At 29.6% G+C, this 26,701-nt stretch carries 34 protein-coding genes; 23 read left to right on the top strand and 11 right to left on the bottom strand.

The window, feature by feature from the left end:
- Nucleotides 1–33: 33 nt before the first annotated feature.
- The 12 genes from Ctaglu_RS10910 (at nt 34) to Ctaglu_RS10860 (ending at nt 7,327) form a co-directional block, all read left to right on the top strand.
- Nucleotides 34–630 (top strand): YdcF family protein, encoded by a 597-nt coding sequence (locus Ctaglu_RS10910; RefSeq protein WP_125001307.1) that lies wholly within the window; start codon nt 34–36, stop codon nt 628–630.
- Between the two features lie 51 nt (nt 631–681).
- The gene (locus tag Ctaglu_RS10905) at nt 682–1,182 is read left to right on the top strand and encodes a DUF4829 domain-containing protein (protein WP_207669467.1); all 501 of its coding nucleotides are present in this window, start codon (nt 682–684) and stop codon (nt 1,180–1,182) included.
- A gap of 158 nt (nt 1,183–1,340) precedes the next feature.
- On the top strand, nt 1,341–1,844 hold the full coding sequence (locus tag Ctaglu_RS10900) for an SGNH/GDSL hydrolase family protein (protein WP_233439753.1): 504 nt from the start codon (nt 1,341–1,343) through the stop codon (nt 1,842–1,844).
- A 20-nt stretch (nt 1,845–1,864) separates the two neighbouring features.
- Nucleotides 1,865–2,050, top strand: a complete 186-nt coding sequence (locus tag Ctaglu_RS10895; RefSeq protein ID WP_125001299.1) for a hypothetical protein — start codon at nt 1,865–1,867, stop codon at nt 2,048–2,050.
- Nucleotides 2,010–2,594, top strand: coding sequence for a GrpB family protein (locus tag Ctaglu_RS10890; protein ID WP_373861674.1), 585 nt, complete (start codon nt 2,010–2,012; stop codon nt 2,592–2,594). The genes Ctaglu_RS10895 and Ctaglu_RS10890 overlap by 41 nt, the downstream gene beginning before the upstream one ends.
- A 96-nt stretch (nt 2,595–2,690) precedes the next feature.
- The gene (locus Ctaglu_RS10885) at nt 2,691–3,281 is read left to right on the top strand and encodes an ATP-binding protein (protein ID WP_125001293.1); all 591 of its coding nucleotides are present in this window, start codon (nt 2,691–2,693) and stop codon (nt 3,279–3,281) included.
- A 212-nt stretch (nt 3,282–3,493) separates the two neighbouring features.
- A complete protein-coding gene (locus Ctaglu_RS10880) occupies nt 3,494–3,955 on the top strand; it encodes a hypothetical protein (RefSeq protein WP_185732675.1) in 462 nt (153 codons plus the stop codon).
- Between the two features lie 237 nt (nt 3,956–4,192).
- Nucleotides 4,193–4,339 carry a hypothetical protein gene (locus tag Ctaglu_RS25170; RefSeq protein WP_185732674.1) on the top strand — a complete coding sequence of 49 codons (147 nt, stop codon included), beginning with the start codon at nt 4,193–4,195 and terminating at the stop codon, nt 4,337–4,339.
- Nucleotides 4,340–4,369: 30 nt separating this feature from the next.
- Nucleotides 4,370–5,194: a GNAT family N-acetyltransferase gene (locus Ctaglu_RS10875; RefSeq protein ID WP_125001290.1), complete on the top strand. Its 825-nt coding sequence runs from the start codon at nt 4,370–4,372 to the stop codon at nt 5,192–5,194.
- An 81-nt stretch (nt 5,195–5,275) separates the two neighbouring features.
- On the top strand, nt 5,276–5,845 hold the full coding sequence (locus Ctaglu_RS10870; RefSeq protein WP_125001287.1) for a histidine phosphatase family protein: 570 nt from the start codon (nt 5,276–5,278) through the stop codon (nt 5,843–5,845).
- 113 nt (nt 5,846–5,958) lie between these two features.
- A complete protein-coding gene (locus Ctaglu_RS10865) occupies nt 5,959–6,612 on the top strand; it encodes a nucleotidyltransferase domain-containing protein (RefSeq protein WP_125001284.1) in 654 nt (217 codons plus the stop codon).
- Between the two features lie 25 nt (nt 6,613–6,637).
- On the top strand, nt 6,638–7,327 hold the full coding sequence (locus Ctaglu_RS10860; RefSeq protein WP_125001281.1) for a 5'-methylthioadenosine/S-adenosylhomocysteine nucleosidase: 690 nt from the start codon (nt 6,638–6,640) through the stop codon (nt 7,325–7,327).
- A gap of 153 nt (nt 7,328–7,480) precedes the next feature.
- Here Ctaglu_RS10860 and Ctaglu_RS10855 read toward each other — a convergent pair whose 3' ends face one another.
- Nucleotides 7,481–7,792: a hypothetical protein gene (locus tag Ctaglu_RS10855; RefSeq protein ID WP_233439752.1), complete on the bottom strand. Its 312-nt coding sequence runs from the start codon at nt 7,790–7,792 to the stop codon at nt 7,481–7,483.
- A 266-nt stretch (nt 7,793–8,058) separates the two neighbouring features.
- Here Ctaglu_RS10855 and Ctaglu_RS10850 point away from each other — a divergent pair, with 266 nt between their 5' ends.
- From Ctaglu_RS10850 to Ctaglu_RS10820, 7 genes are all read left to right on the top strand, one after another.
- On the top strand, nt 8,059–8,568 hold the full coding sequence (locus Ctaglu_RS10850) for a GNAT family N-acetyltransferase (protein WP_125001275.1): 510 nt from the start codon (nt 8,059–8,061) through the stop codon (nt 8,566–8,568).
- Between the two features lie 122 nt (nt 8,569–8,690).
- On the top strand, nt 8,691–9,359 hold the full coding sequence (locus Ctaglu_RS10845; protein ID WP_185732673.1) for a class I SAM-dependent methyltransferase: 669 nt from the start codon (nt 8,691–8,693) through the stop codon (nt 9,357–9,359).
- Between the two features lie 76 nt (nt 9,360–9,435).
- Nucleotides 9,436–10,710 (top strand): erythromycin esterase family protein, encoded by a 1,275-nt coding sequence (locus Ctaglu_RS10840; protein WP_125001270.1) that lies wholly within the window; start codon nt 9,436–9,438, stop codon nt 10,708–10,710.
- A 128-nt stretch (nt 10,711–10,838) separates the two neighbouring features.
- On the top strand, nt 10,839–11,387 hold the full coding sequence (locus Ctaglu_RS10835) for a GNAT family N-acetyltransferase (RefSeq protein WP_125001267.1): 549 nt from the start codon (nt 10,839–10,841) through the stop codon (nt 11,385–11,387).
- Between the two features lie 76 nt (nt 11,388–11,463).
- Nucleotides 11,464–12,045, top strand: a complete 582-nt coding sequence (locus tag Ctaglu_RS10830) for a non-canonical purine NTP pyrophosphatase (protein ID WP_125001264.1) — start codon at nt 11,464–11,466, stop codon at nt 12,043–12,045.
- Nucleotides 12,046–12,071: 26 nt separating this feature from the next.
- Nucleotides 12,072–12,707, top strand: a complete 636-nt coding sequence (locus Ctaglu_RS10825) for a tRNA-uridine aminocarboxypropyltransferase (protein WP_125001261.1) — start codon at nt 12,072–12,074, stop codon at nt 12,705–12,707.
- Between the two features lie 25 nt (nt 12,708–12,732).
- Nucleotides 12,733–14,124, top strand: a complete 1,392-nt coding sequence (locus Ctaglu_RS10820) for a sodium:solute symporter family protein (RefSeq protein ID WP_125001258.1) — start codon at nt 12,733–12,735, stop codon at nt 14,122–14,124.
- A gap of 62 nt (nt 14,125–14,186) precedes the next feature.
- Here the strand turns inward: Ctaglu_RS10820 and Ctaglu_RS10815 are convergent, their stop codons facing one another.
- Nucleotides 14,187–14,996, bottom strand: a complete 810-nt coding sequence (locus tag Ctaglu_RS10815; protein ID WP_125001255.1) for a MerR family transcriptional regulator — start codon at nt 14,994–14,996, stop codon at nt 14,187–14,189.
- Nucleotides 14,997–15,099: 103 nt separating this feature from the next.
- Between Ctaglu_RS10815 and Ctaglu_RS10810 the strand changes: the two genes are divergently transcribed.
- Nucleotides 15,100–16,506, top strand: coding sequence for an MATE family efflux transporter (locus Ctaglu_RS10810; protein WP_233439751.1), 1,407 nt, complete (start codon nt 15,100–15,102; stop codon nt 16,504–16,506).
- Nucleotides 16,507–16,617: 111 nt separating this feature from the next.
- Here Ctaglu_RS10810 and Ctaglu_RS10805 read toward each other — a convergent pair whose 3' ends face one another.
- On the bottom strand, nt 16,618–16,824 hold the full coding sequence (locus Ctaglu_RS10805) for a DUF378 domain-containing protein (RefSeq protein ID WP_125001252.1): 207 nt from the start codon (nt 16,822–16,824) through the stop codon (nt 16,618–16,620).
- A gap of 247 nt (nt 16,825–17,071) precedes the next feature.
- Here Ctaglu_RS10805 and purB point away from each other — a divergent pair, with 247 nt between their 5' ends.
- Both purB and Ctaglu_RS10795 read left to right on the top strand, forming a co-directional pair.
- Entirely contained in the window at nt 17,072–18,502 is a 1,431-nt protein-coding gene (purB, locus tag Ctaglu_RS10800) for an adenylosuccinate lyase (protein WP_125001249.1), read from the top strand.
- Between the two features lie 267 nt (nt 18,503–18,769).
- Nucleotides 18,770–19,768, top strand: a complete 999-nt coding sequence (locus tag Ctaglu_RS10795; RefSeq protein ID WP_125001247.1) for a tyrosine recombinase XerC — start codon at nt 18,770–18,772, stop codon at nt 19,766–19,768.
- A gap of 99 nt (nt 19,769–19,867) precedes the next feature.
- Here Ctaglu_RS10795 and Ctaglu_RS10790 read toward each other — a convergent pair whose 3' ends face one another.
- Nucleotides 19,868–20,356: a hypothetical protein gene (locus Ctaglu_RS10790; protein WP_125001244.1), complete on the bottom strand. Its 489-nt coding sequence runs from the start codon at nt 20,354–20,356 to the stop codon at nt 19,868–19,870.
- A gap of 235 nt (nt 20,357–20,591) precedes the next feature.
- On the opposite strand from Ctaglu_RS10790, the gene lexA reads away from it, so the two are divergent.
- Nucleotides 20,592–21,200 (top strand): transcriptional repressor LexA, encoded by a 609-nt coding sequence (gene lexA / locus Ctaglu_RS10785; protein ID WP_125001241.1) that lies wholly within the window; start codon nt 20,592–20,594, stop codon nt 21,198–21,200.
- A gap of 152 nt (nt 21,201–21,352) precedes the next feature.
- Here the strand turns inward: lexA and Ctaglu_RS10780 are convergent, their stop codons facing one another.
- The 7 genes from Ctaglu_RS10780 to Ctaglu_RS25765 all read right to left on the bottom strand — a co-directional run bounded on the left by Ctaglu_RS10780 (nt 21,353) and on the right by Ctaglu_RS25765 (nt 26,429).
- On the bottom strand, nt 21,353–22,633 hold the full coding sequence (locus Ctaglu_RS10780; RefSeq protein ID WP_125001238.1) for a methionine gamma-lyase family protein: 1,281 nt from the start codon (nt 22,631–22,633) through the stop codon (nt 21,353–21,355).
- Between the two features lie 165 nt (nt 22,634–22,798).
- Nucleotides 22,799–23,323, bottom strand: a complete 525-nt coding sequence (locus tag Ctaglu_RS10775) for a GNAT family N-acetyltransferase (protein WP_233439756.1) — start codon at nt 23,321–23,323, stop codon at nt 22,799–22,801.
- 176 nt (nt 23,324–23,499) lie between these two features.
- Complete coding sequence (locus Ctaglu_RS10770) at nt 23,500–23,988, bottom strand: GNAT family N-acetyltransferase (RefSeq protein WP_125001232.1); 489 nt, start codon at nt 23,986–23,988, stop codon at nt 23,500–23,502.
- A 374-nt stretch (nt 23,989–24,362) separates the two neighbouring features.
- Nucleotides 24,363–24,833 (bottom strand): hypothetical protein, encoded by a 471-nt coding sequence (locus Ctaglu_RS10765; protein WP_125001229.1) that lies wholly within the window; start codon nt 24,831–24,833, stop codon nt 24,363–24,365.
- A gap of 202 nt (nt 24,834–25,035) precedes the next feature.
- Complete coding sequence (locus Ctaglu_RS10760; RefSeq protein ID WP_125001226.1) at nt 25,036–25,539, bottom strand: kinase; 504 nt, start codon at nt 25,537–25,539, stop codon at nt 25,036–25,038.
- 64 nt (nt 25,540–25,603) lie between these two features.
- Nucleotides 25,604–26,029, bottom strand: a complete 426-nt coding sequence (locus Ctaglu_RS10755) for an HTH domain-containing protein (protein WP_125001223.1) — start codon at nt 26,027–26,029, stop codon at nt 25,604–25,606.
- Nucleotides 26,030–26,132: 103 nt separating this feature from the next.
- Nucleotides 26,133–26,429, bottom strand: a complete 297-nt coding sequence (locus Ctaglu_RS25765; protein ID WP_125001221.1) for a hypothetical protein — start codon at nt 26,427–26,429, stop codon at nt 26,133–26,135.
- Nucleotides 26,430–26,701: the final 272 nt, after the last annotated feature.

The raw sequence follows: 26,701 nt of genomic DNA, 5'->3' as shown, positions 1-26,701 counted from the left end.
TTAGAAACAGCACACAATTTATAGGGGGCTAATATGAAAACAATTGATGATATTACGAATTTTATTTTTCTTGAGAGTAATCCTAAAAAAGCAGATATTATCTTTATACCTGGAGGCTCTTATGCTGAATTAGCAGAAAATGCAGCAGAACTCTGGAAAAACAAATATGCTCCACTTATCCTTCCATCTGGTAAATACAGTGTTAAACGTGGATACTTTCCTAACCCATCATCAAAAGCAGAAAAATATAATGGCACATATCATACGGAATGGGATTTTTTAAAAAATGTTTTGATTAAAAATGCTGTTGATGAAAATTCAATTTTAAAAGAAGAAGATGCGCAGTTCACATATGAAAATGCGTTTAAATCTCGTGAAATTACAGACAAACTAAATTTGCATATAAATAAAGCAATAATATGTTGTAAGTCTTTCCATGCAAGACGTTGTTATATGTACTATCAATTGGCATACCCAGATATCGAAATAATTATTTGTCCATCTGACGTTCAAGGAATAAACAGGGACAATTGGTTTACTACAGAAAATGGTGTAGAGAGAGTAATGGGTGAACTAATGAGATGTGGTTCACAGCTTAAAGATTATATTATGGAATTTACTAAAGAGTAGTTATAATTTCTAAGAAGTTTAAATTTTATTAAAAATATATATTTAGAAGGGGTGGTTATTATTAATAAGAAAATTGGATTAACAATTTTATGTTTGTTAATGATTATAACAGGATGTGCAACCCAAAATTCAAAGGATAAGAAGGCACAAATTGCTTTATTAAAGCCAAAGGAGGTTATAGAACATTTTTATAAATATTATAACCAAAAGAATTTGAAGGGAATGAATATGTTAACAATTGAAAAATATCATTCTTCAGAATCAAGTTGGGGATTTGATAATTTAGAATATATTAAAGTTATAAATATATTTGAAGATACTGATCAAACAAATAAGGAAGTCTATCTACGCCAGATGAAAAAGAGCCAGATAATAGATATGGAAAAAGAAAAATTAGAATTAGAGAATGTAGCTATTTTTAAAGTAGTCTTTGAAGTTAAATATAAAAAAGAGGGGGTAGGTCCCAGTGACAGTGGGAGGGATGAATATAGTTATACTTTAACTAGAAAAGATAAAAATTCACCTTGGCTAATAAGTTCTTTTGGACATTAATATAATTAAACAACATTAAAATCATGTCAAAATAACGGGAGGAAAATCTAATAAATAAGCGAAAAATATTTGTTATAGGTGATAGTGTATCAATACACTATGGTCCATATCTTAAGAATATGATAAAGCATAAATTTGAGTATGATAGAAAAAGGGGTATGAAGCAAGCGTTAACAGATTTGGACAAACCGATTGGCGCTAATGCAGGGGATAGTGGAATGGTTATAGAGTATTTAACAGAGGAATATATAAAAAATACAAAATACGAAATATTACTTATCAACTGTGGCTTACACGATGTTCGAATAGATAAAGATTCAAATAAAGTTCAGGTTGAATTGAAAGATTACAAGATGAATTTAATTAAGATAATTGAAATATCAAAAGCTATGGCCACTAAGATCATATGGGTTGGATTAACACCAGTTATAGATGAGATTCATAATTCAAGAAAAGAGGGGTTTTTAAGATATAGTAAAGATGTTTATGCTTACGATATTGCTGCAAAAGAAATAATGGAGCAGTATAAGATACCCTGTATAGATATGTATAACTTCACTAGAAATTTAGGAACTGATATTTACTTAGATCATGTTCATTTCAAAGAAAAAATCAGAGAACTGCAAGCAAGATTTATCGCCGATTATTTAAATTTCATTTAGAAAAATAGAAATATTTAGTCATGAATTTTTTTGAAGATATTAGTGGGTATCCTGAATGGAGTATAGTCTCTGAAATAGAAAAAGGTTGGTCAAAGGATAAGAAATATTATATTAAGGATAAAGATGGACAAGAATTTTTGCAATTAAGAATTTTAATATTAGGCGGTGATAATTTTGGAAAAACAATTAGACGAAATGAATGGTGAAGAATTAGGAAGACTATTTCCCATTATTTTAAGTGAACATGATCCAATGTGGCATGGTTTATATTTGTCTGAAAAAAATACCCTTGAACAAACAATTGATTTAAATAATATTATAAGAATAAATCATTATGGAAGCACCTCTGTATGTAATTTACGTGCGAAACCTACCATTGATATTTTATTAGAAATACAAAATCATATGGAAACAGAGCAAATAATCTCTCTGCTCAAAGGCATTGGTTATAATTATAGTCCTCAACCCAATAATCCTGCTCCACATATGATGTTTATGAAAGGCTATACTCTAAGCGGATTTATTGGCCAAGCATATCACCTTCATGTGCGTTATAGTGGTGATTGGGATGAACTATATTTTCGTGATTATTTGATATTATATCCTGAAATCGCAGAAAAATATGGAGAATTAAAATTACAATTGAAACAAAAGTATGAATTTGATAGAGAGGGGTATACAAATGCAAAGTCTAACTTTATCAAAAATATTACAGAGCAAGCAAGAAAAGAATTTGGAAAACGGTATTAACTTTCTAATTGCCTTTAAGGAATTAGATGAAGTTATATAAATTCTTGAGGCAAGAAGAATCTCACTTATATCAGAGAAGAGAGCGAGGTAATAATTATGATAATTTGGATTAATGGAGCATTTGGTGTCGGAAAAACTCAAAGTTCTTATGAATTGCATAGACGAATCCCAAATTCATTTATATATGATCCAGAAAACATAGGACTTTTTATAAGAAAAAACATACCAAAAGAATTAAATAGTGGAGATTTTCAAAATTATTCAATGTGGCGTGAGTTTAATTTTTCTATGCTAAAATATATTGCAAATAAGTATAAGGGTATAATAATAGTTCCAATGACCATAAGCAATCCTCAGTATTTTAAAGAAATTATTGTTCAATTAAGGAACGATGGATTTTTGATAAATCATTTTGTATTATGTGCTTCAAAGGAGACCGTACTTAAACGGCTAAGGGGCCGTGGTGAAGGTGGAAATTCATGGGCTGCACAGCAGATAGATAGTTGTATAAAAGGATTCAGTAACGAAATATTTAAACAACATATAGATACAGAAGATTTGTCTATACAGGGTGTAGTTGAAAAAATAGCATTGTTATCAAACATAAATTTATTACCTGATAATAGACGTAAAATCAGAAAATGTTATGACCGAATTATAACACAATTTAAAAATGTTAGATTATAATATTTCACTGAAAAATATGCTAAATATGTATTGACTCTAACCTAAGGTAGGGGCTTAGAATAACTACAAAAGCCTGTATATTCAAAGCTATAAAATGAGTGTTACTTGTTAAATAGTAAATTTAAGCCCATGAAAATAAATAACAAGTCAAAAATACCAGAATACTTACGTATTATTTAAAACTAAATAGAAAACATATGGAGATAAAAATCATGAATAAAAGTAAAAAAAAATCAAATATTCCTAGACATAAAAGATTAGATAGAGCTTCAAGACTTCTTGCTGCAGAACATTGGATACCAAAGTATGAAGGTGAAAATATTATAAAAGGATACAGTAAACACTTTGCTGTAGATAAGATATGTGCTATCAATGAGTTGCAAATGCTTGGATATAAAATTAATCCTGATTATGTGAATCAATTAAATGGAACTTTAGAGGGTCAAAAAAAAGTTAAAGAACAACAAAGACAGCTACAGAAAGAAAAAAAGATAGCAGAGACATATTCTAATTCAGATGATACATTTTATTATATTGCAGGCTATACTTCAGGGGGAGCATCGTATGGGATATCATGGGAAGAATGTGAAATAGATAAATATGAAACAGAAGAGGATTTTTCCTCTCAGGATATTATACTGTATACCAGCGAAGATGATGATATACCATTCTAACGTTAGAAAGTATTAACCAGGGTACTATTTCATTGTTGATAGCAATGTATGCCAGTTCGTTGTTGCACACCAATGGGTAACCCTTGAAGTCGTCTCCTAAGGGTTAATATAGCGCACAATGGTACTGAAAGTATGCGGCAATGTGTGGACTCGGTAAAATTCGGAGAAAATTTCAACAGAAAAATAGTTGAGATTTATATGATAGAAGTAATCAAAAGGGCAGAGAAATAAAGACGTATGCACCTAATTATTTCTAAACTAAAAGAACATTGTATCAGTAATGATTTAGTACCTATATGTGGATATAATAATTATGCATCAAAGAAAATACTTGAAAAATCAGGATTTACAAGAATTCATAGAATAGTAAGATTTGAATTTTAAGATTTTTAAATTGGGGGGGGGGATGTTAATATGAAAAAGATAAGTATTATTACAGATTGTTTAAAGAAAAAAATATTAGAATTCTTGTATTGTGATGAAATTTATAATGCTATATTGATTGAATTAATTCAAAATAATCCAGATAATTTAGGTGAATTATATATCAATGAAACTGAAGAAGTAGTAATTGATGTCTTACATACAAAAAATGATGGAAATTCAGATTTAACCAACTTTTCGTATACATCAAAAGATGGATTAAAGGACATCGTCTGTAAGATTAAGGGGTTAAACAGTGAGAAAACTCTATTAGCAGGGAAGCTAGAAGATATAAATAGTATATTTAAAATATTAGCATACAAAAAAACTATAACCCCTAACATATTCTATAAATTAAATATTGAAAAATATAAAAATATACCTATGAAATTTCAAAGTAAAATTAGACTTGCAAATTTAGGTAGTAAAGATTTAGAAAAAGTTAAACAGTTTACAGCATGTTTTTTTGAGGCAGAAACAGAAGAAGAGATTAAAACTATTACTAACACAGAAAAAATATTAGCAAAAATGAAAACTGGAGTTTATTTACTAGAATACAAAAACAATCCTATAGGAATGGCAAGGTTTATAGGAAAAACTAATAATTTTGCAGAAATCACAAGTGTTTATATTGATAAGGCTTATAGAAACAAAGGATTGGGAAAAGAGATAATTGGTCATATGATAGAACTTACTATTCAACAAAAAAAAACTCCTGTGTTAGCAACATCGATATCAAATATTGCTGCAATGAAAGTATATGAATCTATGGGCTTTGAAAGGTATGGAGAATATGCTTTTGAGTTTCTTAATTAAAGTAACTGTACCTAAAAAGATATAAGAACATTGCAGTTGGTGTATTTTATATTACTTAGCGTAAAGAGGGGGAGAAGTACAATGACAAAACTTATACTAATACGACATGGTGAACCAGACTATAGTTTAGTAACGGAGCGAAGCTTCAAGGGACATGGTATAGATTTGGCTCAGCTTACACCTAAAGGAATAGACCAAGCTATGAATGTTGCTAAAGATAAGAGATTACAGGGAGCGAGCCTTATTGTATCCTCACCGTATACTAGAGCATTACAAACCGCAGCAATCATTTCAAAAGAAAGGTCACTTGATATAAGTATTGAGGTTGACATTCATGAGTGGGTACCCGATTTAGCCTTTAACAATGTATCTGATGAGGAAGTTAAAATTGCTAGTGACGAATGCACTTGTTGTAAAGGTGAATATACTAATGAGGATAAAAAAAGTTGGGAAAAACTTAGTGTAGTTGCAAGCAGATCTTTTAAAGGTTTAGAAAAGTATTTGGGCTATGAAAAAATAATTGTGGTAACCCATGGTGTTGTAATGAGACAGTTTAAATATCATAATGAGATTCCATATTGTGGAATCATTGAAGTTGATTTTTATAAAGATTTTAAGTGGTGTGGGTGGGTTGAAAATATTGATAAATAAAACAATCTATGGAAAATCCGAAGGGAGAAGCATTGCGGCAACTTAGATTTATCGGATAGGCGAAATTAAATGGGAAAAAAAATAGGTATATTCCGGTTAAGGGGGAGTTTCATATGAGTTACCCATCATTAAATCATAAAAATTACATAGAATCTGTTTATAGGTTCTGTGAGAAAAATCAGTTTTCTATGATATTGAAAGGTTCTTTAGCAAAGGATGTAGCAACAAAATACTCTGATATTGACTTGATAATTTTAGGAGATATTACAAGGAGTGAAGTTGATGAACTAATTACTCTTTATGATAAACCTATAATGACTAATTTTACAGAAAACCCTAAAGGAATATTAATTTTGGTCTATCCAAATAATATCTCCGTGGATTTAGATATCAGAGGAGCAATATCACAAGAAGATCTTATAAACAGCAAAGTTCTTTTAAAATATGATAAAAACTATATAGTTAGTGACGAATCAGTTATTAGAAGGGGAGTCACATCAGATTATATGCCCAATAGGCCTACTTGGTATAGGGTATTAAGGCTACTACATAAAGGGGTTATTAAGTATCTATCTAATAAAACTGATAGTGCATATAATTTTTTATTAGAAATTAAAGAGAATCTTGACACTTTAAATATTAATAATTTGAAATTTAATGACAACTTTGAAGATGATATACAGTGTATCTTTAATGAACTTTGTAAAAGATTTGAAGTTGATTCACAGATAAAGGTTCTATTTTATAATCTTTTTAAAGAATTTTAAAGTATAGAGATGGAGGGTGTAAATAATGATATGTATACAGATTTGCTCAAAACGAGAATGGAAAGCACTTAAAGAAATATTATGTATAGATTTTGGTATTGTAAATCAATATCCTTTCGGTGAATATATTAATTTCAATATATCAAACCAAGAGTGTATCTTTTATCATAGTGGAGCTACAAAGACAAGGTCATCTGCAGCTTGTCAATTTGCAATAGACAATTGGAAGCCTACTATAAATTTTGTTCTTGGCACATGTGGAGGAGTAGCAAAAAATCTACATATATTAGATGTAGTTATTGCAAATAAAACTGTCCAATATGATTGCATTGCTAAAATGGGAAAGGAAAGATCTTTATTTTATGAACCTTTGGTTACCTTAATAGATAACTCATGGATTGATTTTAATGCTTTTTCAGACAAGGTATATGAAGGAATTATAGCCACAGCAGACCAGGATCTAAACCTAGAATCATTAGACAAACTCATAAAACAAAATGTATTATGTGCTGATTGGGAGTCAGGAGCTATTGCATTTATATGTGACTTAAATAACGTGAAATGCTGTATTGTAAGGGGTATAACTGATATTCCTGTTATTGAAGATGAAAATTCAGATGTAAATCAAGGAATTGATTATAGGGTTAATACTCCTAAAGTAATGGAAAAATTGCTGAAAAGTATTTTGCCTAAATTAATCTCCAGTTTTATTTAAAGCGGTTGTATAAGTTGGCTTGAAGTGAACAGAAAAGAGAACCGTCATTTTATTCTGACGATTCTCTCCTGTTTTATTCTTTTTTAAGCTTCAATGATTCGCCAAGTTCTAGCTGCCTTTGCTAATGTAATTTGAATAAGCTTGTTGGAAAATTTATTTAATTAACTTCAAATGAGCTATATTTTCCATATTTCTGGCTGTGACTATTTCAACTGTTGCTAAATCTTTTCTCATTGCTTCTGTTTCACCTTTGAGATGTGCTATATCATTAAACATTCTATCATGTTCAGATTTATTTACTTGCGCTAAATGCTCTAATGCTCTTAATATCTGAGTATGTTCATCTAACATCTGAGTATGTGTATCTAACATCTGAGTATGTGTATCTAGCTTTAGGGTATGTGCATCTAATTTTTTATTCATTTGTTTTAATAAATCTAATATTTCTTTTTCCAAATAATTCACCACCCTACTAAATATTTATACTTGTAAAGTATTATAACATTATCTTTACAGGTATTCAATAATATAAATCAGTAATAAACGGGTTTTATTGGTAGATGAACTAATGAAAACAGATGATGTAGTTAAAATTTCAAGGCAGGTATGTACTGATTATAAATTTGCCTCTACTAATGCTGATAGAGGAATTTACACTGTATACTAAAATATATAAATTTTAGAACAAAACTAATAATGACAAGGTATTTTTAGATGAGAGGGGATAACAAATGGCAACTTATATTCGTTATGCAAATCAGGATGATGCTGATTCATTAGCTTTAATCTATTCACAGTCCTACAAAGTAGCCTTTAAGGATATAGTACCTGACAACATCTTAGAGGATGTTTTTTCAGTAAAAAAAAGAAAAGAGGGAATATTAAGAGAATTATCTGAGGGAGAACCAGTTAATGTTATCATGTATGATGAAGCTAAACCACTAGGTATTTTGACATATGGAAAGACAAAGGATGAGAACTTAGATGATTCATTTGTAGAGATATGGAGAATATATTTACTTCCTTCTTTTTGGGGTACGAATAGTGGGTCAGAATTAATGAATTGGGCAGTTACCGAATTACACCAGAAGGGATATAAAAATATAATTCTTTGGGTACTTGAAGATAATGCACGTGCAAGGAAGTTTTATGAAAAAATGGGTTTTATACATGATGGTGCAACACGAATTATTAATGTTGGAAAAGAGTTAAAAGATTTAAGATATATAAAATGTTTATAATTTTTTAGGGGATTTGTAGGAGATACAATTATATATATTAAAAGAAATTAATTGTTGAAGTATAACGAATACTATATATAGAAACCGTATCCATTAAATGATAGTGATTGGAGGATTTGCAATTGTTTAAGGAACATAGTTATGTACTATGGGGAGATTATTGTACTTGTGGTCAGGAATGTTTCATTTTACAAAATAAGTTCCATCCATGGGATGATGTGGATTTTACAATATCAATTGAATGTACACGCTGCAATAAAAGAGTAAATATAGATAATAAAAAGGCAGCAAATTTTTATAGCAAAAAGGTTCTTTCATATTTTGGAAATATTGAAGGTCAGATTATAGATTTAGGATGTGGTGGAGGCTTTCTAAGTGAATTTCTACTGAAAGAAGATAAAACTAACAAAATATATGCTATTGATAATGATATATCCTGCAAGGAAGGTATAGAAAAGCTGTGTAACGTTGAAAATAAGATAGTCTTTATAAATATGGATATTAAAGATTTCGGTAAACTATTTAAATCTAAACAAATTGATTATTTAGTGAGTAGAGATGTTTTCATGTTTATTGAAGATACAAAAAAGTATTTTGATGATATCACAAATATTGTATCTAAAGGTATCAGACAAATGGGATGGTATGTTTCTAATAATAAAAGAATGAAAAATAATCTCTTGCCTGAGCAAATAGTCGATGAGTTAAAAAAAAGGGATTGGAAAGTTAGTTTAGAAACTTTGGATTGGTACAAGAGTGGCTATTTTATAAAGGCTGATAAGATAATCTAGAGGTAAATGAGCTTTGTACAAAGTTATTAGTATAAATTATATTTTATTATTATAGCGAAAGTAAGGTGCGAAATTTATGGAAGAAAACAAAAGCAAAACTAATAATAATCCAAAATTAAAAAATAATATAAAAATTGTAAATGCAATCAGAGATAATTTAATTAAAATTAAAACCAGTACAAATATTGATTATGATTTAGATTTTAATTTGTTAAATAAATATATAAAAGACAAAGAACTTATAGGACTAGGGGAAGCCACTCATGGAACAAAAGAATTTCAAAATATTAGGACAAGTATCATTTCACATTTAGTTGAAAAAATAGGGTTTAGAACTATAGTGTTAGAGGAAAGTTATGCTTATTGTTTAAGAATAAATTCATACATATTAGATGGAGAAGGGACAGCAGAGGAAGCTGTTAGTGAAGGATTGTGTTTTCCATGGGTATTTAAAACTCAGGAAACTGTAGCATTAGTAAAATGGATGAGAGAATATAATATTAAGGCTGATGAAAATAGCAGGGTTAGATTTTATGGGATGGATATACAAGGCTCAGAAAAAACTATTGAAGTAATTGATTTTTATATTAGAAAGATGAATTTTGAAAATTATAATATGATAAAAGTTGATTTGGATTTTTGTAATGAAAAAGTTAATAAAACCAAGTATAAGAGTTTAAAAGAAAAGATTTCTAAAATAGAGGAATATTTTAGAAATAATAAAAATAATTTCATAAAAAATAGTTCAAAAAGAGAGTATAGTGAAGTATATCATTGTATTGAAGTATATAGGGGCTGGATAGAATGTGCTAGAGAAACAACATTTAATATAAGAGATAAATTTATGTATGAAAATACAAAATGGATAATTGAAAACGAAAAAAAATATAATGAAGGAAAAGTAATTATAATAGGTCATAACGACCATATTTCAAAGGGAATATCTACGAATATGGGTGAGGATAGGCAATTAGGCTATTGGCTACATAATGAGTACAAAGAAAAGTATTATAACATTGGTTTTGAATTTTCAAGAGGACTATTTTATTCAAAGGATATAAATAGCTATGAACTAAAAGTATTTGAAGTAGATAAGACAATTAAAAAAGACTTAGCAGCAAGATTATTTGAAGAAACAGGTATTTCTATGTTTTACTTAGATTTAAACACTTCATCAAATGAGAGTTTAAGTTTAAAAAATTTTATAACAAAAACAAATAGATATAATTCAATTGGAGCTATATATGACGATAAAGCTGATGATTGGGGCATTGATGATATAATACTTGGAGAGATGTATGATGCAATTTTGTATATGAAGGATAGTAATAATACCAGTTTACTTAAATAAATTATTATGGAGGCTCGAATGTAAAGCATATTGGAGACCGGATGACTTTGTTAACACGGCAAATGAATTAGTATTTAGTCAGATTAGATAACATTTTAAAGCTAAAAAAAATGTAAAAGGAGAATCTTATGTTAAGTATAATCCAAAATCAGCTACCAATTAAAGTATCTGATAAATATTTAATTAGATACATAAGCAATGATGACAAAGAGGATCTTTTTCAAATATATAGTAATGAAAAAATAGCAAAATACGTTGTACGAAAAATTCACTGTTCTATAAAAGATACAGAGGAGTTTATACAATTAATAAACCGACGAATGAAAGAGGGAAATAACATATATCTAGGTATTTCTGAAAACCATTCTAAAAAGCTTATTGGGATAATTAGATTTCTAAAAAAAGAGGAACCAAGTATATTAACAATCGGATATGCACTAAAGGAAGATTATTGGGGACATGGTATAATATATACAGCAGTAAATAATTTAATTGAATTAATTAAGTTAGATGGGACTTATACAAGAATACGTGCCACAGTGAAGCCAGAAAATATCAACTCTCAGAGATGTGTTGAAAAGCTTGGTTTTAAATTGCATGGAAAATTTAACAAAAGTGAAATTATAGATAATAAGGAAATAGAAACTGAAAGACTCTTATATTATAGAATTTTATGATTTGTTTTATTAGTATTTGGAGATGATTACCTAATCAACTATTAATAAACCTTAAGAAGGGCTTGGTGTTAAACAAATGAAAAAAATTATTTTTGTAACAAGTAATAAAGGGAAAATTGCATCAGTACAAAGGGATTTGAAAAACATAAAGGTTTTAGCTTACAATGCAGACCTTATAGAGCCAAGGAGTGATGATATAAAAGAAATAGCTAAACAAAAGGTCTTACAAGCATATAAAATTGTAAAAAAACCTTGTATAGCATTGGATTCTGGATTTTTCATAAGTGAGCTAAATGGCTTTCCAAAGGCATATGTGAATCACATGTTAGAGACCATAGGAATAAAGGGAGTATTAAAACTTATGGAAGGAATAAGCAATAGGTATTGTGAGTTTAAATCTTGCTTGGCATATTATGATGGAATAAACCTAGAATTTTTTGAAAGTAAATCACCTGGTACAATTTCTGAAAGTATAAAAGGAAATGAAAATGAAAATAAGTGGTCTGATCTATGGTACATCTTTAAGCCAGAAAAGTTTAATAAAACTCTAGCGGAGTTTAGTGAAGATGACTTTAAAATATATGACGAGTTAAAGGAAGATTCATACATAAGGAAATTTGGAATTTGGTATGAAGGAATTCATCATAAACAATACTAAAAAAATGTAGAAAGATTGGAGGAACTATGGATTGTATTTATAAAGTAAAGCCAATAACAAGTTTATATGATAGTTGTAATAAATGTGGTTTGCCAAAAATAAATTGCATTTGTAATAGCGTAGCTCAACTTGAAACTAATGCAAAGATTTGGATTTTATCAACTGAAAGAGAGTTTTACAGACCTTCTAACACGGCAAGGCTATTGAAGCTCATTAATCCACATTCAACTGAGATTTTTCTTTGGGAAAGGACAAATAAACCTGAGAAATTAATTGAAAACATAAATAATGAAAACTACGAAACATATTTATTATTTCCAGTAGAAGATGATCAAGCGCAGTGTAGAAAACTCGAGTATAAGAATACGGGAAAGATCCCTGCATTTATTTTAATAGATGGTACCTGGAAAGAAGCAGCAAAAATATTGAGAAAAAGTGATTATCTAAAGAAACTACCTAGGATTTCATTAGAACCAAATTTCAAGTCTCAATATGATTTAAGAAGAGGTGCTAAAGAAGGAAACTTATGCACAATAGAGGCTGCAATAGAAGTGCTCAAAATAAATAAAGAAATTGAAAATTCACAGTTTATAGATGAATTTTATAAGCTGTTTTTAAGGAGTTATAAAGCAGGAGCAAGTGGCCACAAATTAAAAGATTAAAAGGCTACTAAAGGGGAAGTACATAATGCTTATAATAAGTATCATTATTACATTGGTTATAACCGGAATAATTGGTTATTTATCAAAGTCAAAAGTTAAAACATCTAAGGATTTTACATCAGGTGGAAATAAACTCGGAGTCATGGGTGTTACAAGTGTGCTTATGGGTTCAATAATAGGTGGAGCATCTACTGTAGGAACGGCTCAGATGGCATATAATCGAGGGATTGGAGCAATATGGTTTATACTTGGACTTTCTATTGCAAGTATAATATTGGGCTTATTTTACTCAAAGCAGGTAGATAAAAAATCAGCAGAAACAATTCCACAGGTAATAGGAAATACGTATGGTAAAAAAGCAAGAACAGTATCTAGTATTTTATTATCTATAGGAATGTTTATACATATTAATGGGCAAATTATAGCCTGTACTGCCTTGTTTACTGTAATATTTGGTATGAGCATTACTAAAACTGCAATAATTGTTGTATGTCTGCTTGTAGTATATGTAGTATTTGGAGGCTTTTGGGGAAGCACAATGGTAGGTGCGGTAAAAACAATTCTTCTATATGGGACAAGTATTATATGTGGTATACTACTAATTTTTAAGTTCAATGGAATTAGAGATATAACTTCTGTTTTGCCGCAAGAACCATGGTTTAATTTTTTTAGCGGAGGGGTGTCATCGGATTTAGCTTCTGGAATATCTACAATAGTTGGAGTATTGTCAACTCAAACTTATTTTCAATGTATAATGGCAGGAAAGAATTCTAAAACATCAAGAAGAGGTGCTTTTTTAGTAGCATTTCTAGTTCTTCCAGTTGGAATTGTATGTACAATGATTGGAATGTATATGAGAATTCATCATCCGAGTATTATACCAAGTGAAGCATTTCCTTTGTTTCTTATGAATTATTTAAATCCTGTTTTAGGTGGGGTATGCATCGCAACTGTACTGATTTCGTCTATAGCAACAGGAGCAGGTCTCACTTTAGGAATTGCAACTATGTTTGTTAGAGATATTTATAATCAATGTATAAACAAAAAAGCGGGAGATAAAAAACAACTTTATATCTTGAGAGGAACTATAATTTTTATTGGAATTATGACTTTAATAATAGTAATAACTAATAAAGATTCTATGATACTTGATTGGGGTTTCCTTTCTATGATTTTTAGAGCTACACCAATTTTTATTCCAGTTTTTGCAGCAATGTTTTTTAAAGACAAGATAAGAAGTAAGGCAGGTATATATTCTATAATAGCAGGGCCACTAGCTAGTTTAATATGGATTTTATCAGGTCTTGGAAAAATAAATTCAATATATATAGGTTTAACCATTAGTATTTCTGTACTTTGGGGTATGAGTAAATTTTATAAATCTAAGCCTGCTATTGAAGATATCTTGCATAGATAAAAATGATAGCAACTTCCGAAAGGAGATTTAGACTCCCACGGTGGTTGTTTTACAATGAATGCTTATTTGCTTATTGGAATTTGTATTTCAGTTATAAATTCATCTGAAATACTAGTTTCATGAATATCAATTTTGTATATTTCAATAGGTTCCGATACAATCTTATAATTGTTTGCATTAATAAAATTAAAAATTTTATCTATATGCTGTTTGTTATCAGAGTAGGGACCTTTATACGAAAGACTTACGTAATAACCCTTACTCAGAATTAGGTTATAATTTGTATCAATAGAATCTAATAGGAAAAATACAGAATTATATTCATTATAGACCCCTTTACATAAGCTTTCTAAATTGTATATTGCGCCTATTTTCGTATTACCTAAAAGATAAAACTTATCTTCATATTTCTTTTGAAGCTTTTTTACTAAATAATCCACCTCTTCATCCCTGCGAATTTCTCCATCTAGTCTAAGTGCCTTTCTTTCCTTTAAGTATATAACCTTAACCACATTTAATTCTGTGCTATCTTCAGCATAATTAATATTATCTATTCTTTTTATTACGGTATTTTTAAGCAGGCTTAAATCTAATATCTTATTATCGATAAGAGATATTTCTTCTTTTAGCATTTCCATAGTAGAGGCAATAGTTCTATTAGCTATGTATTCCTTGATTTTTTCCATAGAAAAGTTAAAGGTACGAAGTTCTTTTATTAGATTAAGCTTCCATATATCATTCATAGTGTAAAGCCTATAAGAATTAGAATCTCTTACTGGGTTTAGTATACCCATCTCTTCATAGTACATTAGAGAGTCTCTACCTATTCCATAGATTTTAGATATTTCACCTATTTTATAATAATCTTTCACAAAAATCCTCCTTTTTAATTACTAAAAGATATAAGAATTAACAATAAATGCTTGACCTTAGTATTATACCAAGGTTTATCATTAGTATAAAGGGGATGATTTTTTGAATTCCGCAAAAAAACATAAAAAACTAATGAGAAAGAAGTTTATAAATTACTTATTACCTTCAGTTGTGGCTATGTGGGTGTACTCACTTTATACTATGGTAGATGGTATATTTGTTAGCTGGGGAGTAGGACCACTTGCCTTAGCTTCTGTAAATTTAGCAATGCCATTTATAAATTTTATATTTGCAACATCTATATTTTTTGCCACAGGAGCTTCAACTCTTATAGCCATAAATTTAGGCAAAGGTGAAAATAAAAAACCAAATGAAATCTTCACTATAAATTTTATCGCAATAATAGGAGTTGCAGTAGCCATAGTTATAATTACACTACTTAATTTAGAGAGCATAGCTGTTTTTCTTGGAGCTACCGATGCTACTATGACTTATGTAGTTGAATATCTTAAAATAATAACTATATTTAATGGATTTTTTATGACATCTTATTGTTTAGAGGTACTTACAAAGATAGATGGTTTTCCATACCTGGCAATAGTTGGGGTAGTAATATCTGCATTAGTAAACATAGTTTTAGATTATTTATTTGTGATTAAATTTCAATGGGGAGTAAGTGGAGCGGCTTATGCTACTGGAATTTCTCAAGTTATGGCAACTGTATTTTATTTAGTACATTTTAGTAGAAAAAAATCAAAATTAAAGTTTATAAAATGTAAATTTAAGTTTTCTGTAATTAAAGAAATTTTATCTATAGGATTACCAGATGGATTAACAGAAGTAACAACAGGCATAGTTATATATGTGTTTAATCAAGTAATACTAAAAAAGCTAGGTGACAATGGTATTGTAACTTACAGCATTATTTCATATATAAACCTATTAGTACTTATGACTATGATAGGAATAACTCAAGGAATGCAGCCATTAACAAGCTTCTATTATGGCAAAGGGGATAGGCCAGCACTAAATACTTTATTTAAAATGAGTGCAAAAACTATAGCGTTTATATCTATACTAATATTTATTATCATAAACGTTTTTACCCCGAGCATCGTGGGTGTATTTATGGATGCAACTGCAAATGCGGAAAGTTTTAATTATTCCATAAGAGCCTTACGAATATTTTCATTATCTTTTATCTTAGTTGGATACAATATACTAATATCAGGGTACTTTGCATCAATAGCTAAGCCAAAGTATGCTACGATAATTTCTATATCTAGAGGTTTAGTAGCCATAAGTATATCATTGTTTTTAATGACTTTAATACTAGGTGAAACTGGCATATGGCTCGCAACCGCAATTTCCGAAGGTGTCACCCTTATTTTGTCATTATTTATACTTATAAAAAATAAAAATTTAAACGACATTTTAGAAGAAACATCCTCCGTTTCTATAAGTGAAGGTACCTACTATAGTGAAGAGAAAACTTCAGTGGAAGTATAACTAACCTGTATCTTCTTTATTCTCAATACTTAAAAAGACTCCATAATAATTTATGGAGTCTTTTTGCTATAAATATTATACTATTACATATAATATTATAGAAAGTAGGAGCTAATTTTTTTTATTCCTAAATATGAAAACAATAATATTTACAGCGGATAATCCTACTAAAATATATATTGCTCTAGCAAGGAACGGAACCGATCCAAATATAAAACTAACTAGATTGAAATTCAATAATCCTAAAAGCCCCCAGTTTAATGCGCCTATCAATACAAATATAAAAGAAAGTTTGTCTATCATATTAAGTTTATACATAATTACCCCCAACCTATTATAATTGTTCTACTTGTTTAAATTATATTAGAAATATATTATTTTAGAACTATTTAATAATTTGTATAAAACATATATAATGTTGTAGTAGGTAAATCTATATACTAAAAAATATTTCGGAAAGTACAATAGAAATATACGAACATTTTCATTACTATTAATGATATTGTATGCTATAATATGAATGAAATTTATTTTATATTTTAATATGTACGTATGGAGGCAGAATATGAGAAATTCTTATAATACACCGTTAAACAGTAGATATGCATCAAAAGAGATGAGTTATTTATTTTCAGATGACATGAAATTTAAAACTTGGAGAAAGCTTTGGGTTGCCCTAGCTGAAGGCGAAAGGTTACTAGGAGTTAATATTACGCAGGCTCAAGTTGAAGAACTTAGATCTTTTGTAGATGATGTAAATTATGAAGTTGCAGAAGAAAAGGAAAAAGAGATAAGACACGATGTAATGAGCCATGTATATGCATATGGGGTTCAATGTCCGGGTGCAAAGGGAATTATCCATCTAGGAGCTACTAGTTGCTACGTAGGGGATAACACTGATTTGATTGTAATGAAAAAAGCATTATTATTAATTAAAAAGAAACTAATTAATGTAATAAGTAAATCTTCGAAATTTGCAACAAAGTATAAAGATGTTCCTACTTTGGGTTTTACTCATTTACAACCAGCTCAATTAACTACTGTAGGTAAAAGAGCAACTCTATGGATTCAAGAATTAATAATGGATCTAGAAAATTTAGACTTTGTAATAGATAACATTAAGCTACTAGGGGTTAAAGGAACAACAGGAACCCAGGCAAGCTTTATGAATTTATTTGATAATGATGATAAAAAAGTAAAGGACTTAGATAAATTTGTAGCCAATAAAATGGGTTTTGAAAATACATATCCCGTTACTGGTCAAACTTATTCTAGAAAAGTAGACTCAATAATATTAAATACACTTTCAGAAATAGCTCAAAGTGCATATAAATTCAGTAATGATTTAAGATTACTTCAAAGTATGAAAGAAGTAGAAGAACCTTTTGAAAAAAGTCAAATCGGCTCCTCTGCAATGGCATATAAGAGAAATCCTATGCGTTCTGAGAGAATTAGCTCACTAGCAAGATATATTATAATAGATTCATTAAATCCAGCTATAACAGCTTCAACACAATGGTTTGAAAGAACATTAGATGATTCAGCTAATAAAAGAATATCCGTAGCTGAGGCTTTCCTCGCTCTTGATGGAGTATTGAATCTATATATGAACATAGCAGGAAATATGGTAGTGTATGAAAAAGTAATTACTGCTCATGTAAACAGTGAGCTTCCATTTATGGCTACAGAAAATATTCTTATGGAAGCAGTTAAAAGGGGCGGGGACAGACAAGAGCTTCATGAAAGCATTAGAGTTCATTCTATGGCTGCAGCAAGACGCGTTAAAGAAGAAGGCTTAAATAATGATCTTATAGACAGAATTATAAATGATGATAGCTTTAAAATGTCAAAAGAAGAGATTCTAGCAGTAATTGACCCAATTAAATTTATAGGTAGAGCTCCAAGTCAAGTTGTAGAATTTATAGAGGAATATGTAAATCCAATATTAGAAGCAAATAAAGATGCAATCGGTGTGGAAACTTCTATAAACGTATAATCATTGATATGAATATGACATATGTTTAGAAACAATAGAAATTAGACTAAAGAAGCTATCAGTGATATAAAACTGATAGCTTCTTAATTTTAACTATAGTTTTAACAGGAACCATATAGATTACATTGCAAGATAAATAAATTTACAATAATAAAAAAATAAATTAAAGTATTTTTAAAAATAAGCAGGATTTTGCCCCCCTCTTGTAGAATAATAATGTCGTGAAATGTAAGTTTCACGACATTATTATATATTTTGGAGGTACCTATGAAATCTGATATAAATACTATTTATAACAATGAACTCCCTGCGTTTCTAAATGATTATTTTAATTATTTATCTACTATTAAAGGCTGTTCTGTGGCTACTATTGTTGCGTACACTGCAGATTTATCATTATTGCTAAAGTTTTTGAAAATGTATAAAGGCTTAGTACCCTCAGATAAAGTTCTGCACATTGAGGAAATTAGTATTAAGGACTTAACTCTAGATACATTAAAGACCCTTACATTACAGGACTTATATGCCTTTATCTCCTATCTTGGAAAATCTAGGGCTAATGGAAACTATGCTAAAGCAAGAAAAATTGCATCTATAAAGTCCCTATTTAAGTATTTAACCACTAAAGCCAAAGTGCTAAATATAGATCCATCAATAGATCTAGAGTCACCCAAATTAGGCAAGCGAAGCCCTGTTTTCTTAACCTTAGATGAAAGCAAGACCCTGCTAGATGCAACTACATCTAGAGACAAACATTCTATTCGCGACCATAGTATGATTACACTCTTTTTGAATTGTGGTCTCAGACTATCGGAGCTTTGTAGTATAAATATCTCTGATATGAAAAATGATACCCTATCTATTATTGGAAAAGGAAATAAAGAAAGAACCATCTATTTAAATAAGGCTTCATTAAAGGCAATATATAAATATTTACCTATTAGAAATGCAGATTTAGAAAAAATTCATCCTGAGGATAAAGATGCCCTTTTTATAAGCGGTAAATTTGGCAGAATTAATAAAAGAACTGTAGAAAGGATTGTAAAAAAACATATAGGCAACGCTGGCCTTAATAAAAATAAATATACTCCTCATAAATTAAGGCATACCTCTGCTACTCTTATGTATAAGTATGGTAATGTTGATATCAGAAGTCTGCAAGAAATTTTAGGTCATGAAAATATATCTACTACCCAAATATATACTCACGTAGATAATGATAAATTAAGAAATGCAGTTAAATCAAACCCACTTTCTGATGAATAAAAAAGAAAAAAGTATATATTACTATTAATGCATTATACGTAATATATACTTTTTTTTTGCACATAAAAATATTTCTTAAATAATAAAAAAAGTATATATTTATATTTTTCTTACTCTTATAAGTCCTGGAAACTCCTCATGAAGTAAATCTGAATTATCATCTTCATTTTCAAGAAGGTCTTTCATCCCGTCTATATCATCTATATATTCCCAAACTTCCTCATTTTCAGGTATAAAATCATCCTTATCTATGTTAGAGTGTTCTTGCTCTGCTAACAATGAATTATATTCATCAAATTCAATTAGTCCTTCTGAGTCTGATAGGTCTTGATTTTCATTTTCACTATTATTTTCTTCTACTTCAGATAAGTTAATTACATCCTTATCATAAAAATCATCTTCCAATTCTTCTTCTAACTCTTCGGCCTCAAAAACTTCATCAATTTTTATGGCTTTAACATCATAGCCTTCGAGTTCTAAGCATTTTCCACAATTATTACATTTTTTATTGGAATTCAATTCACAGACTTCACATTCCCCACAATTGCTACAAATTTTCTTATCATTAAATATACAATTTTTAGCCATACAACACCACGCTCCATTAATTTAAAATACTTCATAATAGATAAGTATAACAAATAATACTCCAATAATCAAACAAAAACTATTTTATAGATTCAATTATATACATTTTAATTATATTTCAGCATTTAGAAAATATGAATTTTAAGCACTAATACATTTTGCCTGAAAGACGAACATAGGTTTGATTCTTTTACATATATATGGTATAATTTTAATACGAATGAGAGGTGTTTTTATGTTAACTCAAAAAAAAGATAAACAAAGCGAAATATATAACTACATAAAAGAGCAAGTTCAATTAAAAGGATATCCACCTTCTGTAAGAGAAATATGCGTGGCTGTAGGATTAAAATCTACCTCAACTGTTCATGGCCATTTAGAAAGATTAGAGAAAAAAGGATATATTCGTAGAGACCCTACCAAGCCTCGCGCAATTGAATTATTAAAGGATAGTGTCACAAGAAAAGAACTAATAGATATCCCTATTATAGGAAAAATTACAGCTGGAATACCAATACTCGCAGTTGAAAATGTTGAAGACACATTTACTATTCCACTAAATTTTACTAAAACCAATAATGAATTATTTATGCTTAAAGTTTCTGGTAGCAGTATGATTGAAGCCGGTATATTAGATGGAGACCTAGCTATAATTGAGAAAATTAATACCTCTAAAAATGGTGATATAGTGGTGGCTCTTATTGATAATGAAGCAACTATAAAAAGATTTTTCAAGGAAAAGGGTCATATAAGACTTCAACCTGAAAATTCAACTATGGCCCCTATTATAGTTGATGACTGTGCAATCTTAGGAGTACTTGTTGGTATTTACAGAAAGTATTAAATCATCACCTAAAGCATTTCAATATTATTTTGTATACAACAAAAACCTGCAAATAATATAATCATTGCAGGTTTTTGATATTCCCGTACCAGCTTAACTAGCAAAAGTATTTAACAGGTAAAGTGAAGTTAGTTTAATATATGAGCTTGATTTTAAATAACTTTTGAAAGCGCTATTAGTATTCCAATCTTAGCATGATCAAAGGTTAATCCACCCTGTAAATATGCTATATAAGGCTCTCTAATTGGTGCATCTGCAGATAATTCTATTGATGAGCCCTGAATAAATGCCCCTGCTGCCATTATAACCTTATCTGCATATCCTGGCATATCCCAAGGTTCACATTGAGCAAAAGAATCAATGGGAGACCCCTCTTGTATACCCCTACAGAAATTAATCAACTTTTCCTTATTGTTAAATTTTATAGCTTGAATTATATCGCTTCTTTTATCCGTATATTTAGGAAGAACTTCAAAGCCTGCAAGTTCCATAATTCTTGCACAAAAGATAGCACCCTTCAATGCTTCCATAGCTACATGAGGTGCTAAGAATAACCCTTGAAATAAAGTACGCATAACTCCAAAGGTAGAACCACACTCCCCTCCTATTCCAGGAGTTGTTAATCTATAAGAAGCTTGCACTACATATTCTTCTTTACCTGCAATATAACCACCTGTAGGTGCAATACCTCCACCAATATTTTTTATAAGTGAACCTGCAACTAAGTCTGCACCTACATCTGTAGGCTCATGAACGTCCATAAATTCGCCATAACAATTATCTACAAAGCAAATAACCTTTGGATTTATAGCTTTTGCAGCTTTTATAATCTCTTCTATTTCACAAATTAATAATGCTTTTCTCCATCCATATCCTGTGGATCTTTGAATATGAATTAGCTTAATTGACTTATCTTCTAGTAGATTCTTTTTCATTAAATCAATATCAACTTTAGAGTCATGGGTTAATTCTAATTGCTTATATTTTACACCATAATCTTTTAATGATCCTATATCTTCTGTAAGATTTATACCTATTATATTAAGAAGTGTATCGTAAGGTGTTCCGCATACAGACATCATGGTATCATTAGGTCTTAAATTACCAAATAAGGCTGCTCCAATTGCATGTGTTCCATTTACGAAATGTGGTCTCACTAGTGCACTCTCACAATTAAAAATCCTCGCATATACCTTATCTAATGAATCTCGTCCGATATCGCCATAACCATATCCAGATGAATTTGTAAAATGAGCGTCGCTAATTCTTTCATCTTGCAATGCTGTCAAAACCTTGAGTTGATTAAACTCTCTTATTTCATCAAGAATTTCAAACTCCTTTTGAACATCTTGTATTGCTATATCATAGAGTTCTAGGGTTTTCGAGCTTATTTTATACTTGTTTTGAAGGTATGTTTTTGTTATATCTATCATGATTCCAGGTCCCCTTTTGTCATTAATTTATTATATATGTATTTAAAATTACACCTAAAGCAGCTTAAATAAAATAGGCTAATAGCCTACCTAGTTATTTAAGTTGCCCTAGTAATAATAACATATATAATACTAATGTAGAACAGTTTTATACAGAAATCAAAGTTATAAGCCTTTAAATATACTGTAATATAATGTGGTAACTTCCTTGTTATCTAATAGTTTTAATTTTTCAGTTTTTTGAAATCTATATATAAATCCACATTTTTCATTAACTCTTTTAGAATTATGATTAAAATCAAAGTGTCCACACCAAATTAAATCTAAATTCAATTCATTAAATCCATACTCAATTAAGTGATTTACAGCTTCCGGAATAAACCCATTACCCCAATATTTAGGATTTAAAACATACCCTATTTCTTTTTGTTTTAAGTGAGAAAGTGTTTCATCAGGTTTTCTATTATGAAGGCCTATAGCGCCAATTACTTTGTTTTCTGACTTTAAAACTATAGCATAGGTATCGTTATTTTCAATGAACATGTTTACTATTTCTTTACTTTCTTCCTCATTTTTATGTGGTGGCCAACCAGCATTAGGACCTACTAACTTACTTTTAGCATATTCATATAAATCTGCGCTATCATTTTCTTTCCACTCTCTTAATATCAATCTATTAGTAACTAGCATTTCCACAACATTTACCTCCCCGAATTTAAACATTAATACACACTGTTATTCTTCATCATTTTTACGCTTAAGAGCTACTGTTATTTTCACCATAAGCTAATGTGATGAATTTGTCTTCCAATCGATATAGCGTAAATCATAGACATATAAACAATAATTTTGCTGTGAATCTATGTCTAAAACTCTAAAATCATATCATACCATTTTGCTCCACCATGTACTGATTCTGATATACCTTTGTCTACGTATCCAAACTTTTTATAATAATTAATAAGTTCCTCTTTACAAGTTAGAATAACACCTTTGCGACCTGCTCCTCTTGCTACGTCTATCATATAATGCATTAACTGTGCTGCAATTCCCTGGTTACGATAAGGGGGTATCACATCAAGCCCAAAAATAGTCTGGTAATGCCCCTGTTGAATATGTAGCGTAGGATCGTTAAAGAGGTCATCATAGATAACAGTTCCATTGATAACGCAACCATTAATAAAACCAATTATTTCCCCATCTATTTCTGCTACAAAAAAGCTTTCTGGAAATGTCTTAATACGCTGTTCTAATGATACTTTCGTAGCTGCTTCTGCCTCTGAAAAACAAATCACTTCCACCTGAGTTACTACATCTAAATCTTTTATGGATGCTCGTCTAATTTTAATATCCATTATACGCTTCCTTTCATTTATATTCTGTATGTTCATTTGAAAAAAGTTTCAATTATTTGTCTATAATTTCAACTCCATAACCATTTTCATTTTTCACATAAACATTTAGATTCAGTGTTTATGTTCATTTTTCAACTTCCAATTATATGGATAATAGGAAGCTGAAAACTATGGCTATTATCTACACTCATATACATATTCTGTAACAAATTTCAAAAATACGAATTAACTAAATCACACATTATTCTAGTTTTATTCAATCAGACAAATTGGAATTTGTCGACTTACACATTATGCTTATAATAGTAATATCGTTAGCCTTTGAAAATAAACATAGGCAGTAAATGCCTACATATGTTGACATTCACACCCAGTTAAGATGACATGCGTAATTCCAATCCTGCTTTAGACGCAAGATGCTTCATTTTACTGTACATTTCTGGTTCAAATTCGAGAGAGTAATTAGTTGAGATACTCGAAAGTCTTGGATTCAGTTGATGAACGATTCCACTACTCATAAAATCACTCATAATACCCCTGCCTTGATATTCTTCTAAGACTAAAACATGCAAATCACTTTCACCCATCGGAAACACGATACCAACAGGAATATTATCTTCAAGCAAGATAATTATATCTTGATATCCAAAACATCCTTTCGGTAAAGGTTTGCCATTAAACCTTAAATTCCAACCATGTGATCTTAATTCTCCATTTCTCAAGTATTGGAATTTACGGTTTTTTGTATTTTCAATGACATCAAGGATAATTCCAACATCACCGATTGGTGTTCCCACAGAGATATCGGCATTTCGGCAAATTAGTTCAAGGGTTTCATTAGTCATGCTCGTACACTCATTTTTAAGCTTTCAAGTCAAAGATGATTAATACTGTAAGCCACATTTCAATTGCGCTATTATTTATAAAATTTGGATATGACAGCCTTATCACCCTGTTGCAAACGTTCGATTATACAAAATAATCTACAATTGCATTTCATATATAAATTCCTATTTATCTTATTCATTCTTAATTTGAGTTTATTAATTACTTTATAACATCATAATAAATCATATTCACTATTTCATTTAAACTTAGTTCTTTATGAATGCATACTTCAGGAATAATATCTAATAAATCTTTTTCATTCCACCATCTTTTCATTTCTATTTCTCCAAATTCATGGGTATTAAGCTTTTGTTTATGACGAATTAGTGTTTCTTCAAAAGGAATGTCAAAGTAATATGCAAAAATTTGTTTATCAAATTCATCAAATAAATTTTCAAATAGTTTTTTATACCAGTTAGAATTTAAAATTCCTTCTAAAATTATAATATTGCAATGTTTTTTCCCGTATAGTGCAAGTTCATTTAATAATTGACTGGCTTCTGTATTAGGTCCATCTTTCACAAATAGCATTTCTCTTCTAACAACATCTTGTGAAATTAGCATTGTACCATGTCCAAATTTTCTTTGTAAAGCTTTTCCTGTGGTAGTCTTACCACTTCCAGAATTACCTCTTAGTATTATTAATTTCGGTACTCCATCCATCTAATATCTCACCCTTCTGAATTGACTAAATTACTATTTATAATACTCAACTTTAAACTGGAATTTATGGTTCTAATTCCTTAAGTAAAAAGCGTAATGACATTACTGTTTTAGAGATTTTATATTTACTTTCTAAAGATACTAACTTAGGATTTTCCACTAAATCAATAACTTCTTTTTCACTAACTCCAGACATTAATGCAATTGTTTCTGCTGAAATACTATGATATTCTAATAACACTCGCAAAAATGCTCCAATTTTAAAATCAGCATCATCTTTTCCACTAAGTTCAAGCATAGAAATTAAATTAGACATTTTAGAAAAGTCTTTAGAATTTTCAAATAGTTTTTTTTCATCTTGACTTAAAATAACCTCTTTTTTTACACCTATTAATCTTGATATAACATCTATATTAAATTTGTATTTTTCAATCAATAGTTGCAACTCTTCCATCACATCTTTTTTAGTTATCATTTTTACATCTTCCATATTGATCACCTTTCTTTCAAAATAAATTACTATTTATACTAGTCAACATCAATTTGGAATTTAATAATATAAGTACCCATGCAGTGCACTGTATAAATCTACATTATTTTCTTAGTTTGTTTATCACCCATTTAACAGGTTTGTACAGTAACAATAACATAATTAATAATAATATTCCTATGAATATTATTATTTCTAAAGGTGAACCGAATACAGTAAATATAGTGCTAGAATGTGCCGTAGGAGAATATAAAGTTGGATTTCCAGGTATTTCTTTAGTGAATACTTTATTTACCAAAAACTTATCAATTAAAAAGTACCCTATACTTCCCATACAAAAGGATAAAACTAAAGAAATGCTAAAATGCTTTTTAAAATTCCAATTGCTGAATATTCGCATTACTATAACTCTCCCTTTAAATTACTATTTGTCAGCCGATTATACAAATAACTTTTACTTCTCAATTTATTTATAATTGTCACTCTATATTCTGTAATTTAAATTACAAAATGGTATGTGTAAACATGAGTTTAATTAGATTTAAAATGTCATATAACGTTTTATTATTCCCGTCGTTCCTTCACTGGAACATCAGAGCCCTTCTTCACAGGTGGTGTTTGCACCCAGTGAATGAATGTGCAATGCGTACGGGAATAATTTTGTTAGGCGAT

Source organism: Clostridium tagluense (assembly GCF_003865095.1).
In the GTDB taxonomy this organism is placed as follows: domain Bacteria; phylum Bacillota; class Clostridia; order Clostridiales; family Clostridiaceae; genus Clostridium_AD; species Clostridium_AD tagluense.
The sequence above is the reverse complement of the archived record's forward strand: the minus strand, read 5'-3'. Positions and strand labels throughout refer to the sequence as shown.

What these genes read in the sequence shown, in the direction of transcription:
- Ctaglu_RS25765 (WP_125001221.1), bottom strand. Translation starts at nt 26,429, where the DNA reads ATGCGAATATTCAGCAATTGGAATTTTAAAAAGCATTTTAGCATTTCT.
- Ctaglu_RS10885 (WP_125001293.1), top strand. Translation starts at nt 2,691, where the DNA reads ATGATAATTTGGATTAATGGAGCATTTGGTGTCGGAAAAACTCAAAGT.
- Ctaglu_RS10795 (WP_125001247.1), top strand. Translation starts at nt 18,770, where the DNA reads ATGAAATCTGATATAAATACTATTTATAACAATGAACTCCCTGCGTTT.
- Ctaglu_RS10850 (WP_125001275.1), top strand. Translation starts at nt 8,059, where the DNA reads ATGGCAACTTATATTCGTTATGCAAATCAGGATGATGCTGATTCATTA.
- Ctaglu_RS10870 (WP_125001287.1), top strand. Translation starts at nt 5,276, where the DNA reads ATGACAAAACTTATACTAATACGACATGGTGAACCAGACTATAGTTTA.
- Ctaglu_RS10790 (WP_125001244.1), bottom strand. Translation starts at nt 20,356, where the DNA reads ATGGCTAAAAATTGTATATTTAATGATAAGAAAATTTGTAGCAATTGT.
- Ctaglu_RS10755 (WP_125001223.1), bottom strand. Translation starts at nt 26,029, where the DNA reads ATGGAAGATGTAAAAATGATAACTAAAAAAGATGTGATGGAAGAGTTG.
- Ctaglu_RS10835 (WP_125001267.1), top strand. Translation starts at nt 10,839, where the DNA reads ATGTTAAGTATAATCCAAAATCAGCTACCAATTAAAGTATCTGATAAA.
- Ctaglu_RS10825 (WP_125001261.1), top strand. Translation starts at nt 12,072, where the DNA reads ATGGATTGTATTTATAAAGTAAAGCCAATAACAAGTTTATATGATAGT.
- Ctaglu_RS10830 (WP_125001264.1), top strand. Translation starts at nt 11,464, where the DNA reads ATGAAAAAAATTATTTTTGTAACAAGTAATAAAGGGAAAATTGCATCA.
- Ctaglu_RS10860 (WP_125001281.1), top strand. Translation starts at nt 6,638, where the DNA reads ATGATATGTATACAGATTTGCTCAAAACGAGAATGGAAAGCACTTAAA.
- Ctaglu_RS25170 (WP_185732674.1), top strand. Translation starts at nt 4,193, where the DNA reads ATGCACCTAATTATTTCTAAACTAAAAGAACATTGTATCAGTAATGAT.
- Ctaglu_RS10820 (WP_125001258.1), top strand. Translation starts at nt 12,733, where the DNA reads ATGCTTATAATAAGTATCATTATTACATTGGTTATAACCGGAATAATT.
- Ctaglu_RS10865 (WP_125001284.1), top strand. Translation starts at nt 5,959, where the DNA reads ATGAGTTACCCATCATTAAATCATAAAAATTACATAGAATCTGTTTAT.
- Ctaglu_RS10780 (WP_125001238.1), bottom strand. Translation starts at nt 22,633, where the DNA reads ATGATAGATATAACAAAAACATACCTTCAAAACAAGTATAAAATAAGC.
- lexA (WP_125001241.1), top strand. Translation starts at nt 20,592, where the DNA reads ATGTTAACTCAAAAAAAAGATAAACAAAGCGAAATATATAACTACATA.
- Ctaglu_RS10840 (WP_125001270.1), top strand. Translation starts at nt 9,436, where the DNA reads ATGGAAGAAAACAAAAGCAAAACTAATAATAATCCAAAATTAAAAAAT.
- Ctaglu_RS10760 (WP_125001226.1), bottom strand. Translation starts at nt 25,539, where the DNA reads ATGGATGGAGTACCGAAATTAATAATACTAAGAGGTAATTCTGGAAGT.
- Ctaglu_RS10900 (WP_233439753.1), top strand. Translation starts at nt 1,341, where the DNA reads ATGAAGCAAGCGTTAACAGATTTGGACAAACCGATTGGCGCTAATGCA.
- Ctaglu_RS10805 (WP_125001252.1), bottom strand. Translation starts at nt 16,824, where the DNA reads ATGTATAAACTTAATATGATAGACAAACTTTCTTTTATATTTGTATTG.
- Ctaglu_RS10910 (WP_125001307.1), top strand. Translation starts at nt 34, where the DNA reads ATGAAAACAATTGATGATATTACGAATTTTATTTTTCTTGAGAGTAAT.
- purB (WP_125001249.1), top strand. Translation starts at nt 17,072, where the DNA reads ATGAGAAATTCTTATAATACACCGTTAAACAGTAGATATGCATCAAAA.
- Ctaglu_RS10765 (WP_125001229.1), bottom strand. Translation starts at nt 24,833, where the DNA reads ATGACTAATGAAACCCTTGAACTAATTTGCCGAAATGCCGATATCTCT.
- Ctaglu_RS10895 (WP_125001299.1), top strand. Translation starts at nt 1,865, where the DNA reads ATGAATTTTTTTGAAGATATTAGTGGGTATCCTGAATGGAGTATAGTC.
- Ctaglu_RS10775 (WP_233439756.1), bottom strand. Translation starts at nt 23,323, where the DNA reads ATGCTAGTTACTAATAGATTGATATTAAGAGAGTGGAAAGAAAATGAT.
- Ctaglu_RS10880 (WP_185732675.1), top strand. Translation starts at nt 3,494, where the DNA reads ATGAATAAAAGTAAAAAAAAATCAAATATTCCTAGACATAAAAGATTA.
- Ctaglu_RS10770 (WP_125001232.1), bottom strand. Translation starts at nt 23,988, where the DNA reads ATGGATATTAAAATTAGACGAGCATCCATAAAAGATTTAGATGTAGTA.
- Ctaglu_RS10875 (WP_125001290.1), top strand. Translation starts at nt 4,370, where the DNA reads ATGAAAAAGATAAGTATTATTACAGATTGTTTAAAGAAAAAAATATTA.